This is a genomic window from Bacillus sp. 1A (assembly GCF_052682215.1).
Window position 1 is genome coordinate 3,634,440 of sequence record NZ_JBQYLZ010000001.1, and the last position, 13,817, is coordinate 3,648,256.

Annotated in this window: 14 protein-coding genes and 3 pseudogenes; 13 read left to right on the forward strand and 4 right to left on the reverse strand. The window is 33.0% G+C overall.

What is annotated here, in order from left to right; translation table 11 throughout:
• Nucleotides 1–27 precede the first annotated feature (27 nt).
• From ACUN0F_RS18495 to ACUN0F_RS18505, 3 genes and pseudogenes are all read right to left on the reverse strand, one after another.
• Nucleotides 28–699: a TerC family protein gene (locus ACUN0F_RS18495; RefSeq protein WP_000346968.1), complete on the reverse strand. Its 672-nt coding sequence runs from the start codon at nucleotides 697–699 to the stop codon at nucleotides 28–30.
• Between the two features lie 112 nt (nucleotides 700–811).
• Nucleotides 812–1,230: pseudogene (locus ACUN0F_RS18500) on the reverse strand (DUF3841 domain-containing protein); the annotation flags it as partial.
• 87 nt (nucleotides 1,231–1,317) lie between these two features.
• The gene (locus ACUN0F_RS18505) at nucleotides 1,318–2,145 is read right to left on the reverse strand and encodes a peptidoglycan-N-acetylglucosamine deacetylase (RefSeq protein ID WP_264461797.1); all 828 of its coding nucleotides are present in this window, start codon (nucleotides 2,143–2,145) and stop codon (nucleotides 1,318–1,320) included.
• A 565-nt stretch (nucleotides 2,146–2,710) separates the two neighbouring features.
• On the opposite strand from ACUN0F_RS18505, the gene ACUN0F_RS18510 reads away from it, so the two are divergent.
• The 12 genes and pseudogenes from ACUN0F_RS18510 to ACUN0F_RS18565 all read left to right on the forward strand — a co-directional run.
• Nucleotides 2,711–3,100, forward strand: a complete 390-nt coding sequence (locus tag ACUN0F_RS18510; RefSeq protein WP_264461796.1) for a VOC family protein — start codon at nucleotides 2,711–2,713, stop codon at nucleotides 3,098–3,100.
• Between the two features lie 11 nt (nucleotides 3,101–3,111).
• Nucleotides 3,112–3,315: pseudogene (locus ACUN0F_RS18515) on the forward strand (cysteine synthase); the annotation flags it as partial.
• 222 nt (nucleotides 3,316–3,537) lie between these two features.
• The gene (locus ACUN0F_RS18520) at nucleotides 3,538–4,221 is read left to right on the forward strand and encodes a DNA alkylation repair protein (protein ID WP_097994064.1); all 684 of its coding nucleotides are present in this window, start codon (nucleotides 3,538–3,540) and stop codon (nucleotides 4,219–4,221) included.
• Between the two features lie 16 nt (nucleotides 4,222–4,237).
• Nucleotides 4,238–4,939 (forward strand): nucleotidyltransferase domain-containing protein, encoded by a 702-nt coding sequence (locus tag ACUN0F_RS18525; RefSeq protein WP_445539899.1) that lies wholly within the window; start codon nucleotides 4,238–4,240, stop codon nucleotides 4,937–4,939.
• A 15-nt stretch (nucleotides 4,940–4,954) separates the two neighbouring features.
• Complete coding sequence (locus tag ACUN0F_RS18530; protein WP_445539900.1) at nucleotides 4,955–5,500, forward strand: GNAT family N-acetyltransferase; 546 nt, start codon at nucleotides 4,955–4,957, stop codon at nucleotides 5,498–5,500.
• Between the two features lie 33 nt (nucleotides 5,501–5,533).
• Nucleotides 5,534–6,034 (forward strand): GNAT family N-acetyltransferase, encoded by a 501-nt coding sequence (locus ACUN0F_RS18535; protein WP_445539901.1) that lies wholly within the window; start codon nucleotides 5,534–5,536, stop codon nucleotides 6,032–6,034.
• A 15-nt stretch (nucleotides 6,035–6,049) separates the two neighbouring features.
• Nucleotides 6,050–6,571: a DinB family protein gene (locus tag ACUN0F_RS18540; RefSeq protein ID WP_445539902.1), complete on the forward strand. Its 522-nt coding sequence runs from the start codon at nucleotides 6,050–6,052 to the stop codon at nucleotides 6,569–6,571.
• A gap of 69 nt (nucleotides 6,572–6,640) precedes the next feature.
• On the forward strand, nucleotides 6,641–7,579 hold the full coding sequence (locus ACUN0F_RS18545) for a DMT family transporter (protein ID WP_445539903.1): 939 nt from the start codon (nucleotides 6,641–6,643) through the stop codon (nucleotides 7,577–7,579).
• A gap of 56 nt (nucleotides 7,580–7,635) precedes the next feature.
• Nucleotides 7,636–8,046: a GNAT family N-acetyltransferase gene (locus ACUN0F_RS18550; protein ID WP_088063933.1), complete on the forward strand. Its 411-nt coding sequence runs from the start codon at nucleotides 7,636–7,638 to the stop codon at nucleotides 8,044–8,046.
• Between the two features lie 309 nt (nucleotides 8,047–8,355).
• Complete coding sequence (locus ACUN0F_RS18555; protein ID WP_445539904.1) at nucleotides 8,356–9,546, forward strand: DUF418 domain-containing protein; 1,191 nt, start codon at nucleotides 8,356–8,358, stop codon at nucleotides 9,544–9,546.
• Nucleotides 9,547–9,735: 189 nt separating this feature from the next.
• The gene (locus ACUN0F_RS18560; protein WP_445539905.1) at nucleotides 9,736–10,347 is read left to right on the forward strand and encodes a hypothetical protein; all 612 of its coding nucleotides are present in this window, start codon (nucleotides 9,736–9,738) and stop codon (nucleotides 10,345–10,347) included.
• A gap of 20 nt (nucleotides 10,348–10,367) precedes the next feature.
• Nucleotides 10,368–11,348, forward strand: a pseudogene (locus ACUN0F_RS18565) (glutathionylspermidine synthase family protein); the annotation flags it as partial.
• Between the two features lie 653 nt (nucleotides 11,349–12,001).
• Here the strand turns inward: ACUN0F_RS18565 and ACUN0F_RS18570 are convergent.
• Nucleotides 12,002–12,313, reverse strand: a complete 312-nt coding sequence (locus ACUN0F_RS18570; RefSeq protein WP_445539906.1) for a hypothetical protein — start codon at nucleotides 12,311–12,313, stop codon at nucleotides 12,002–12,004.
• Between the two features lie 573 nt (nucleotides 12,314–12,886).
• Between ACUN0F_RS18570 and ACUN0F_RS18575 the strand changes: the two genes are divergently transcribed.
• Nucleotides 12,887–13,750: a hypothetical protein gene (locus tag ACUN0F_RS18575; RefSeq protein ID WP_445539907.1), complete on the forward strand. Its 864-nt coding sequence runs from the start codon at nucleotides 12,887–12,889 to the stop codon at nucleotides 13,748–13,750.
• Nucleotides 13,751–13,817 lie beyond the last annotated feature (67 nt).

The following is a 13,817-nucleotide window of genomic DNA, read 5'->3' on the forward strand; positions in this document are numbered from 1 at the left end:
CTTTTGTTTGTACATATAACGTTGTCATTATATAGAATTATCTTTCGTTTTTTGTTTCATCTTTCCAAAAAATACTACACAAGCAATGATAATAATGATAAATGCCCATTTTATGAAAGGATTACTTTCGAAAAATCCAGCGAACCATTTCTCATCTACAATCATTTTCGCAGCAGTATAAGCTAAAACAGCTGCTCCAATCGTAATGATGACAGGGAATCTATCCACCCATTTTAAAATTAAGGTACTGCCCCATACTACTACCGGAATAGATACTAATAGTCCAATGATTACTAAAGAAAAATTGCCATGCGCAGCTCCCGCAACAGCGAGAACATTATCAATACCCATTAACGCATCAGCAATAATAATGGTTTTAATAGCAGACCAAAATCCTTCTTCTGCCTTAATATCATGATCTTTACCTTCAGCAATTAATTTGTAAGCGATCCATATAAGAAGTACACCACCAATTAGAAGTAACCCGGGTATTTTTAATAACCAAACGACAACTAAAGTAGCGAGGGCTCTAATCGCGATCGCCCCGATAGTTCCCCATATAATAACTTTCTTTTGTTGATCTTTCGGTAATCGCCTTGCTGCTAACCCAATTACAATGGCATTATCGCCGGCTAACACTAAATCAATTACAATGATGGCAAGTAAGGCAGACAAATATTCGGTTGAAAGAAAATCCATATACACATCACTCCTTAAGAGTAATATGTGCTAAAGTGTTGATAATATAAAAAATAGGATTGAATTTGTATATTCAATCCATAATTTCTTACTGTATTTTGATATATATGTTTTAATTTCGTATAAGTCGCTTTTGCAATCTTTTTTGCTTTTCGTTTCTTTTTCTTAATTTTCGATTCATCTTTTTGATACGGTTTTCTTTTCTATTATCCCAGTTATCACTTCTGATTTCATTAATAGATTTATCTTCCTTAGCACGAAAACGTTTTACTTTTTTACAAAAGAAAGGGGGATTTTGCCGATAACACCTTGTTTTTCTAATGAAGCCTCTTTACCTTTATACCAATCAGGATGAGATAATAAATAGTCGAAGTCGAATATTAATCTGTACTCTTCATTCATAAAGGTAAACCAGTCTTCTACTGTTCGTTTATTTGTTTGATGAAAATACATAGAGCTAGCAGTCATGGCACAAAACCAGTAACTAAGATCACTCCATAGTACCCATTCATTCGGCACATCAAGCGCTAAAAATTTGAATTGAATATACGAGAAGTAATACTCAAAAACGATAAAAAAAGACTCAATAACCTACTAGAGGAAATCAAGTCTTTTTCATTACATACGATTATCATGCCAGAAGTTTAATGGGAAGTGTTCGTTCTCATTATAGGCTTCTAATTCATATCCTTTTTCTTTCAGTCCTTTTATAATTCCAGGTACTGCTTTAACGGATTGAGGATGAATGTCGTGCATAAGAATAACTTCTGTCGGTTTGTTAGCAACGTTTAGAACGTTTTCGACAATTTTAGCTGATGCAGCGTCAACAGGCATTTTGTTATATTTCCAGTCTAAAGAATCAATTGTCCAATCCCAAACTTTCAAGCCATTTTCAACAACTTTGTTACGAAGAGTTTCGTTTAATCCTGGCATTGAGCCGTAAGATGGACGAGTTAATACTGGCGATTTACCTAGAACTCCAGCGATTAAGCCTTGGTCTTCCTTCATTTCATCTACGTAATGACCTTCTGTGTAAAGTTTCTTGTAGTTATGAGTCATACTGTGCATCCCAACATAGTGGCCTTCAGCATCTTCACGTTTTACAAGATCAGGGAATGCTTTTACGTTTGAACCAATTAGGAAAAATGTTGCTTTTGCATTTTCTCTCTTTAACATATCTAAAAGCTCAGCTGTGTATTTTCCAGGACCATCATCAAATGTTAAATAAGCGACTTTTCTAACTTGCCCATTATATTGTTTTGGAGCTTCTTTCGGTGCAAGAGATGATTGAATTTCACTTACAAGTTGAACAGATTTTGCTTCATCCTCTGCACTTGCTAGAGCAATATGTGTTGATCCTAAAGCCGCTTCGTATGTAAATAATACCCCCGCGCAAATCAACATAGCCCTTTTTACTAAAGTTGTCATTCGAATTCCATTGTGCATAATTTTCCTTCTCTCTATAAAAGTTCTACTCTACTATATTAGCAATTATAGGGAGGTAATTGCAAAAAAACTTTTTTACAAGTGCAAAAAAGTTTGTTCAAAAATATGCAAGATTTTGTATCAATTGCAGTCTTGTAAAAACAGGGTGATTTTAATGTTTATTATGAAAATTTTCAAGAATCAAATTTGGTTCTTCTAATAATGATGTAGGTGGTTTTTAGGGGAATCGGTATCAAAATGAACGGGGACTAATCATACTTTCGTATCACTTCATTTTCGTTCCAATTATTGATTCGAATATTTTTATTTTCTATTAAAATATTCGTATAGAAACAATTAAATTTTGGTCTGGGGAACATTTGATATTATCGGAAGAAATATTTATTACATCTCAATATTTATATAATTGCTTTTATATGAATTTAATACTAAAGTCCTACTATTTATAAACTAATAGGTCTTTCAACTTTGGCAGTTCTCACACTAATGAGGGATGTGAAAGGAAATATATGTAACCTATAATGATTACTATAAAGCTTTGGAAAATGAAAAGGAGGAGATTTGCATGAAGAATTGGGTTCAATTTAGAATGGCAAGACCAACAGATAAATTTGAAGAAGTTATAAGTTTTTATGAGACGGGGTTAGGGTTAAAGCGTATAGGAGAATTTCACAATCATGAAGGATATGATGGGGTTATGTTTGGATTACCGGATGCCGATTATCATTTGGAGTTTACAACGCATGTTAATGGAAGTCCATGTCCGGCACCGACAAAAGATAATTTACTAGTTTTTTATATGCCTAATAAAGATGAAATTGAAAAAATAGTGAATCGATTAAGTAATATGGGCTATCATGAGGTAGAACCAGAAAATCCGTATTGGATAGAGAAAGGGACCACAATAGAGGATCCAGATGGTTGGAGAATTGTGCTTATGAATGCATTTGAATAAAGAAGCTCTTTTTGTATGAAATGGCACGTTTTTATAATGAAACTGGTATGAAAATAGGAACGTCTGCGGTAGCGAATTTATTAGCTGCTAAACAAATTGAAAAAGAAAAAGGTGCGAATTTTAATGTAGTTACAGTTTTTCCGGACGCAGTGTTTATAGAAGAGTGGTCAGATGTAAAGAGCTTACAAAAAATAAAGAGAGAATCAAACAAATAAAAGTTCTTTCATATTCTATTTCTTACACTTTGGGAAATTGATGAAATGAAAACCTGTATATGTAAAATGTACAGGTTTTTCGTGGTTGTTTTAGTTATATATAGCAACTATAAAATTTCACATACCGTATTTTAAAAATACATATAGGAAAACCAAAAAGTAATGTAGAATATATCGTACATACATATATGAAGTCAACATAAAAGATAAAGAGGTGGGTATATGTTACTTGAAGAAGTAATGCAGCAACTAGAGGAATATGGAACAGAACAAAATCGTAAAACGTATAAAAACCACGGAGCGAAAGAGCCATTATTCGGAGTTAGTTTTGCTAATTTAAAATTGTTGAAAAAGAAGATAAAAAAAGATCATGATTTAGCAATTTCATTATGGGAAACAAAAAATATGGATGCAATGACTTTAGCAACAATGATTTTAGAACCAAAGAAAGTTACGACAGAACAGCTAAACAAATGGGTACAGGAAGTTGATTATTATTGTTTAATGGACGTTTTGATGACGGCTATTTGTACGTCGCCAATCGCCATAGAAAGAATGGAAGAATGGACAAAGTCTGATGATGAATGGATTGGAAGAGCAGGATGGTCTCTATTAGCAAATATAGCGATTAAAAATAAAACGTTACATGATGAATTCTTCACTCCGTATCTAGAAGAGATTAAAGCAAATATACATAATGAAAAAAATAGAAAAAAAGAAGCGATGAATAGTGCTTTAATCGCGATAGGAATTCGTAATGAAGACTTAGAGAGAAAAGCGATTGAAATTGCACGTGAAATTGGGAAAGTACAAGTTGACCACGGGGCAACGTCATGCAAAACACCAGACGCAGAACCGTATATACAAAAGGCGAGAGAAAGAGCTGAAAAAAAGAAAGTGAAATAAGAAAAGGGGAACGGTTATGAAACCAATGGAAGCAGCACAAAGCATAATTACATCACAATTTCCGAATTGTGATGTAGCTTTACTGGGAGGAAGCGTTGTAAGAGGAGAAGCGACAAAAACATCTGATCTGGACATTGTTATAGTTGATCAAAATTTACCGTCTTGTTATAGAGAATCTTTCTATAGTAATGGATGGCCTGTTGAAGTGTTTGTACATAATTTTGAAACGTGTAAAACCTTTTTTAAAATGGATTGTGACCGAGGGAGACCTTCGTTACCACAATTAGTTTCAGAGGGTATTGTATTAAAAGGAGAAAATGAAATTGTTGAGAAATTAAAAAGAGAAGCAAATGATTTACTAAATAAAGGGCCAGCTAAATGGACTGAAGCAATGATGAAGCAGAAACGGTATTTTATTACGGATACTTTGGACGATTTTATTGGTGCATCAAAAAGAGAAGAAGAATTGTTTATCGCGAATTTATTAGCTGATTTATTACATGAATATATATTAAGAGTAAATGGGAAATGGCTTGGAAGTTCAAAATGGTTTATAAGGGTACTTAGAAAATATGATGAACATTACGCAGATCAATTTGTAGAGGCGTTCGATCATTTTTATACAACGGGTGAGAAAAGAAACTTAATTACTTTTGTAGAAAAAACGCTAGAACAGTATGGAGGAAGAATGTTCGAAGGGTTTTCTATAGGAAAATAAAAAGGGGATAGCATAATGAATGTACCAATCGTTCAATTAAGAGAACTGACACTAGATGATGTAGAAGAGCGATATCAATGGTCATTAGATAAAGAAGTGACAAATCATTTAGTTGTACCGGATCAATATCCACCGTTCACTCGTGAAGATACGAAAAAGTGGATTGAAGCATGTATAAGTCGAAAAAATGGTTATGAACAAAGAGCTATCACTACAGAAAACGGCATACATATTGGGTGGGTAGATCTTAAAAACTTTGATAAAACAAATAAAAATGCAGAACTGGGAATCGTAATTGGTAATAAAGAGTATTGGGGTAAAGGATATGGATTAGCAGCCCTATATAGAATGTTACATGTGGGATTCTTTGAATTTGAATTAGAAAAAGTTTGGCTACGTGTAGATGAAGATAATTTTCAAGCTAGAAAGAGTTATGAAAAGGCTGGTTTTGTTTGTGAAGGATTAATGAGAAATGATCGATTACGTCAAGGAAAGTTCATTCATCGTTATCGTTATAGTATGTTAAGAGAAGAATACGAATCTTTAAATGGTAGTTTATAAAAATATTATGTTAACTAAAGGGGCTGGAGAAATATGATTCGATTACTTACGAAAGAAGATGCGAAAAAATATTGGGATTTACGGTTACAAGCATTGCAAGTAAACCCAGAGGCATTTGTAACAACTTATGAAGAGGCGATTCGCCAGGAAAATCCTATTAAGCGAGTGGAAAGTAATTTAACAGCTACTACTAGTTGTACATTCGGTGCTTTTAATGAGGATCATCAATTAGTTGGAGTTGTCACTTTACTAACAGAAGAGAAAGAGGCGTATAAACATAAAGGTCATATCGTTGCGATGTATGTAGATGCAAGTAATCGAAGAAGTGGCCTTGCACGTGAGTTAATACGTAAGGCAATTGAAAGAGCAAGAGAAATGAACTTAGAACAATTGAACTTAGGTGTTGTAACTACAAACGAACCAGCAAAAAAATTGTATGAATCAATGGGCTTTAAAACGTATGGGATTGAAAAGAGAGCTATAAAGATGAATGGTGTGTATAGTGATGATGAACATATGGTCTTGTTCTTTTAATAGAGGGAGTTTAGTATGAAAGATCTCCATTTAGAAAAAAATATGAACCCGCAAGTAGCGATTCTATATGCGACGGTTACTGATACATTTAAACGATTGCAAAAGTTAGTAGAAGGTACTGCTGAGAAAGAATTGTCTTATAAAGGATTAGAAAATAATGAAAATAGTATAGGGCAGCTACTTCAGCATTTAGCGGTTGTTGATTTATACTGGGTGTACCGTTTAAAAGGAGAGGAAGTTCCACCGACACTTGAAAATAAATATGGACCAATGTTGAATGAAGTGGGAGGATTACCTAGTTTAAGAAAGTATAAATTACAAGAATTAATGCAAGATTATGAAGCGGTGCAACATATGTTTTATGAGGAGTGTATGAAACTAACAGAAAATGATTTAACAAGGGAAGTTTTTTACGAAAAGGGAGAAAATGCGACTATAAGGTGGGGGATATGGCATATAGCTGATCATAATCGGTACCATCAGGCTCATATTAGTCAGTTAAGAAAACGATTTAGAGCTAGAATAGATGCGAGATAAAGGTTTCGAATTTTAATTATATTTAATTTGTTGTATAGTATAAGAAGAAACTAAACAAGGGGTTTTATAATGAAAGCTATTGCAGTAGGGATATTGGCATCATTTTTCTTTGCCTTTACCTTCGTTTTAAACCGGGCGATGGACTTAGAAGGTGGAAGCTGGATTTGGAGTGCATCATTACGGTATTACTTTATGGTTCCAATGCTTTTACTTATTGTCATGTATAGAGGGAACTTAAAGCAACTCTTTCAATATATGAAAAATAATCCGAAAGAATGGTTAGTGTGGAGTATCGTTGGATTTGGTCTCTTCTATGCACCACTTAGTTTTGCCGGAGCTTTTGGACCTGGTTGGCTTGTTGCATCAACTTGGCAAATTACGATTGTCGCAGGAATTTTGTTAACACCATTTTTTGCAGTAGATCCATTACATAAAAAACTTCCAATGAAGGAATTAGTTATGTCTGGGGTTATTTTAAGCGGTGTTGTACTCATGCAAGTAGAACATGCTTCTTCATTAGGAATTCGAGAAACCGTTTTATGTGTAGCTCCAGTACTTATTGCGGCGTGTGCGTATCCTCTTGGAAATCGAAAAATGATGCAAGTTTGTAAAGGTGAATTAGATGTATTCCAGCGAGTTCTCGGTATGACATTAGCAAGTTTACCATTTTGGTTTTTACTATCTGGTTATGAAGTATCAACAGGCGGATTACCATCAAGTAGCCAAGTTTTCCAATGTTTTATTGTAGCAGTTAGTTCTGGTTTAATCGCGACAGTACTATTCTTCTTTGCGACAGATCTTGTAAAAGATGATCCACAAAAACTAGCAACAGTGGAAGCAACACAGTCCGGTGAAGTTTTATTTGCGCTAGTAGGAGAGCTTATCTTACTATCTGCGCCAATTCCGTCATCTTTATCTTGGATCGGAATGAGTCTTGTTATTGTCGGAATGATACTACATAGTTATGTAGCGGTCGTTGTGAAAAAAGAAGAAAAAATAACGGCGTAATGAGACTAGCTCTTTATAGAAAGAGCTAGTCTTTTTTCATGGAAAGGGATGTAGAAATGAATTTGCAACGCGTGGAACAAATTGTGAAAGATCCAATTTTAAATGTGTTACAGTATGCAGTCGGGCCAAGTGAAACTAGCTTAAAGAAAGCAGTTTTATATTATGAGAGTAATAAAGGGACTTTGTACAGATATGAAGAAGAGGCTTGTATAGGTATTGAAATAATCGGAGCAAATAAAGCGAGAATATGTCACATAGCAGTCGCTCCACAATATCGTAATAAAGGAATTGCGTTGCAAATGATAAAAGAAGTAGTAAAAATGCTTCAATTAACTTATATAGAAGCAGAGACAGACAATGAGGCAGTAGAATTTTATGAAAAAATTGGTTTTCAGGTTAAAAGTTTAGGAGAAAGATATCCGGGGATTGAAAGATTTCATGTGTATTTTAAAAATAAAACATATTAAAATCATCTTAGAATATAATATCCGGAATAGGATTTGAAGAAATAGTTCGTTTTATATGTATCCTGCTATTTGTGGACAGTAAAACTCCCACCTCAAAATTTGGCTGGAGTAAGGAAGCTAGGTGGAAGCCCTGAAGCTCGTAAAAGCCCGATTGGTACGGAATAATAATTAGTGGGTGATGAACGAAACCGCCACTGCTTAAAGTTTCACTTTATTTGTTTTAATTTTAATAGCAACTAGTTATTAGTTTTTGACAAAAATGTAAGAAAGGTCGGAATGGTTAGTTGATGCTAAGAAAGGAAGTAAAATATGAGTAAATCAATAAATAATGTAACAATTGAGAAGAAGCGTGCAGTCTCATTAGATTTAGCAAGAGGTACTATGTTACTATTAATCGTACTTGCCCATGCACCGCTTTACTTGTATGCTGCAGATCCTGGAATTATGCATAGGGTGGAAAGCGGAAGTTTCTTTGATCAAATTGTAAACCTTTTTGGTATATTCATAATTGATAACCGTGCAAGAGCGATGTTTGCCGTATTATTAGGCTACGGTTTGGTTCTAGCACTCGAAGGGCAAATATCAAAAGGGAAAAATGAAAATCATGCTGTAAAAATAGTAAGAAGACGCTCTTCGTATTTAATACTGTTTGGGGTTGTGTTAGCAGTATTAATTGGAGGACAAGATATTCTTATGGCCTATGGTATAGCCGGGCTTCTTGTTAGCCCGCTATTAAAGTGTAAAATGAAAACATTAATTCGAACATTTACGATTATCACTATATTGTATATCATTTTTATTCCAATAATATGGGGATTTAATATGCAAGCAATAGGCGATTACGGTTTTTCACCAGATGTTTCAGCGAAAGACACGTATCTAAGTACTACATTGTTACGATTACTTTTCTTTCCTGTTATACCTGTTCTCATCCATTTTATGTTCCCAATTCTTCCTTCGGTAATTCTTGGTTTGTGGATTGCTAGATATCATCTATTAATAAAACCAGAGCAACATTTGAAAAAATTATATTTTATAACAATTATAGGATTAGCAATTTCCTTAATAGGTGCTTTGCCTCTATCTTTTATAGGGACTATATGGTATCCAAGTGTATTTACGGCTGGAATGATAAATGGAATCCATATTTTAACTGGAATTGTTGGAGGATTAGCATATGCAACGGGTTTCGGTATAATAGGGAGTAGATTAAAAAATCTAGGGCACTTTAGCCGTTCATTAATTGCTTTGGGAAAACGTTCATTAACATTTTTTGTTTTGAATGAGGCACTGCTTGTTATACTTTTATCACCTGTAGCATTTGATTTAGGAGGGCATGTAAGTAACGCTCTTGCTGCATTGATAGCTATAAGTATTTGGATATTGTCTGTCATATTAGCTACAATAATGGAAAAAAACAATATAAATGGACCATTAGAGATTTTATTGAGACGTTTAATATATAAAAATAAAAAAATTGAAAGACGACCCGGGTATTAGGTCGTCTTTCAATTTATTATAGTCTATAAATAAAATTATAATCTAATGATAGTTTGTTTTTATTCATGGAATAAAAAGCATAAAATATGCAAATGTGCATATAGGATTTAGTTTGAAAAAAATAACATATACATTATATAATAAAGTTATCTGGAAAAATATAGATAATAGAAATTAGGTGTATAACACATGAGAATGGATAAAAGTAAATTTATAAAAGTCGCTGCTTCAATAGGAGTATCATCATTTTTATTAACTGGGTGTGGTGATTATGAAGAAGAAACTGCACAGAAAGAAAGTACCGCTGTTAAAACAGATGGTGCAAAGCAAGGGAATGAACAAGAAGCTTTACATTGTGATGATAAAACTCCTACCAATGAAAATGTAGAAAATGATGAGTTATGCAAGGAAATTAATCCATCGTTTTCATCGTATAATGAAAACTCACATTTACCGATACTGCCATTCGTAGCGGGATATTTATTAGCAAGCAGAACTTCAAATATGAATTATTCAGCAAAACCCAATGTAATGAAAAAACCGTATGCAAATAATATTATTCCATATCGTGAAAAAGACCAAAGTAGAACTGGTGGCAGCGGTGGTGGAGGATACTACGGTGGAACTAACAGTAACAACAATAATTCTTCCAATAAAGTAGATTTAAACAAACAACAGCCCAATTCCTCAAATAAAGTGACGCCAGATACAAATACGCCGAAATCATCTACTACTCAAACGCCGAAAGTGAATTCTGGTTCAAGTGGAATTGGAAACGCAAAAGCGCCAGCCGGATCATAACACGAAAGGATAATAGGATCATGTATACAGAACAAGAGCAGAAAGAGTATATGAAAGTATGGTTTTCACTTGCGGAAGAGGCTGGTCGGAATGGTTTTACATGGCCGAGTCTATTAGAAAATGAAGAATGGAATCAATATATGGCAACAGGTATGTATCGTATGCCAGTAAAAACTTATACTGCTATTTCAAAAGCGACAGAGGAAGTTATGTACGTGTTATATAGAACGTATCAATATATTGTCAATACAACAGAAGATTTTCAAAAACTAGGATTTCCAGCTGAAACGTGGGAAATTGCGAGAATGAAACATATTGGTTTGTTTTCATATTTTACAAGGTTTGACTTTATCGTAAATGGTGAAGATATAAAGTTAATAGAAGTAAATTGTGACACACCAACAGGTTATTTAGAGCCGTCTGTCGCAAATGAAGTGTTATGCCGTTATCACGACGTGAATCACCTAAATCATATAGAAGAGCATATTGTGCAGGCGTGGGAACAAATTAAACATGACTATAATATAGGTCCTGAAGAGACGATATATTTTACTAGTTATGATTGGCACGATGAAGATCATCAAACAGTTCAATTTTTAAGAAGCTATTGCTTAGATCAATCAACAGACTATATAGGAATACAAGATATCGTCGTTACAGATGATGGTATATATACGCCAAGTGGCGAACGAATCCATTATTTATATAGACTATATCCAATTGAATATTTAGTTTCAGATACCGATAAAAATGGGAAAAGAATTGGACTTCAGCTTTTAGATCATATAGCGCAAGGAAGAGTGAAAATTATTAATCCACCTGCTGCTTTTCTTATGCAAAATAAAAGTGTACTTGCATTAATTTGGCAACTGTTCGAAGATGGAGTTTTCTTTGAGAAAGAAGAGCGAGAAATCATTCAGAACTACTTCTTACCAACATATTTTACAAATAAACCGTTTATAGAAAGAAATGAATCATATGTTTCTAAGCCTTTATACGGCATATGGCAACTTAGTATTCTGTCTAAAAATAATATGATATACACCTTAAATTGATACTATGTAGAAATACATGGCTTTTTTATTTTATGCAGAATTAACTGTATGGTAGGGGATAATCTGTTAGTTGATATAAATATTTTGCACCTTTTATGTAACCCATTAAATGATATGGATATACTAAAGTACCTGTATACGTAATTTCTATTGAGATTCACTCAGGAACTCCAGGATATGAAAGTTGTTTGAATTATATAATTATTATTCGTAATTATAAAGAGAATGTTTCGGAGGATTTACAAGAGTAATAGCACCATTTCTTAAGCATTCTAAGAGTTAAGTTTATAAATATGCTATGGAAAATGAATTGTAGATAGTGAAGGCTTTGAAAGAAATCAAGAACACTATATCTCTGATATTTATAATTCCTTGCTTATACCCAAATAACGTAATATATAATTATATTAAAGTAAAGTGGAAATATTAGCACCTATTACAGATATATTGTCGGTTAATTTTGATCCTAAAGAAGTATATACACATAGAGAACAAGTAGAACTTGTACAAGAGTGTTTACGTAAATTCTCTGAATTTTTATGTAAATCGTTTGATCTTGGTGTTTTACTTATAGATGTGGATAATTTAACTGAATTGATTCAGTGTGTTAAATGAACCTCTAACTCACTTCCATTACAATTAGATGTAAATAAAGTAGGGATTTCATTCGTATATCTATGTTGAAGTATTGGACCTAATACTTCAACCCAAAGGCATGCACTTAATTGTTCTGCACATAAACTATCTAATACAAGAATAGGTGCTTCTTTTGCAAATAGAACTTTAATGGTTCTATCCTTTATAGAAGATTTAATCTCTCTAAAAAAATTAGGTAGATAAACAATTGTAGTTTCAATACCTTCAATAGCTAATGCTTTTACAGCAAATGCGACTAAATAAGATTTGCTCACTTCAAAATCACCATGTAAATATAAATTTTTGGCTTTCCCAGTAGTTTTCTACATTATATAAGGAACAATAAATATCTGCTATTAAAAATAGTTTATATAAAGAATTAATACAAATCTAATATTGATTTTACATAAAACAAAAACCCACCGCTTAAAATGATGACTTTTACCGAAAATAACCCTAGTTAATTAGTAATGGGAATTTATTGTAATTTATTTTTTTGAGGGAAGACTAAATTTGATACTTGAGAAAATTGACTTGTTTGAATAAACTAAGAAACACTTTCAGAATCAATTATTTGATATTTGGACATACTAACAGTAGCTATCCAAAAAGAATGTGCACAGTATGAAAAAGTAACAGCGTTTAATTGGAAAAATCACCAATTAAACGCTGTTTCGCTAACTGTTCGATTGAATTTAGGGTACAACTTGAGCTTTCGTGATGTATTAAAAATGATGAAAGAAAGATAGATAACCATTGTTCAAACAACCATTATGAATTGGGAACGTCAATATAGTTCGTAAAAATCAAAAGGATGTATAGTGCTCTTTCAAGAGGAGGGAATTAAAATGAGTATTAATAAAAAAAGTGAAGAAAAAAATTTAAAAAGTGTTGCAACTTGTATAACTAAAATAGGTAAAGGAAATCATGAAATTACGGCCATTGTTGATATATATAAGCTAAATAGTGATGACTATGATTTTGTGAAAATTAAGTTTATGTCAGGTCAATCGCCTTTTAAAATAGAAGATTCTTCCTCAGAGAGGATTTACTTAGACGATAGTGATTACTGTAAAAATAATTTTAAAATGTTTTCTGGTACTGGAGAAGCAGTTCAAGAATTAACGATTCACAAACTCTGTCTTGAAGTTCCAGCCACTGATCAAGATGGTAGAGTCATCTTACATTGTACCTTGACAAATAGAAATGGAGATTACCCAAAATATTTAGAATATACCATTGCGAACTTTAAAAATGACTACGCAAATTGTGAAAATATACAAGGTGATGAACCAAAGCCAAAGCTTTTTACGGAATATATAGGTGATAATGATCGAAGAATTGTTGTATCGACATGTTTGAAAGTTGATATAAATCAAAAGAGTTATAACTATGCTGAGATTAATTTTACATATGAACCAACTCGGTTAAATCTCGCATATCATCAATTAAATCGACCTTGTATAACAGATCCTATCTATTTATACAATCAAAACCTTAGTGAAAAAGATATTTATATGTATACTCATCGTCACGAAAATAGTTGTCATGAAAGAATACTTGATATAGATCAAATTATTATGACGATGCCAACAACAGAAAAATGCGGGACAATTTTTCTAAAAGGTACGTATTACCGGAATGAAGGTGGAAATCTACCGATAAGAAAAATACTAGCCACATGGAATTTAGAGAATGGACCGTGTGAATAACTATCTGAATATTATTTTGAGAGGAGGAATCCCCCATCGAGAAAGTTATTTTTATACAATCGGATGA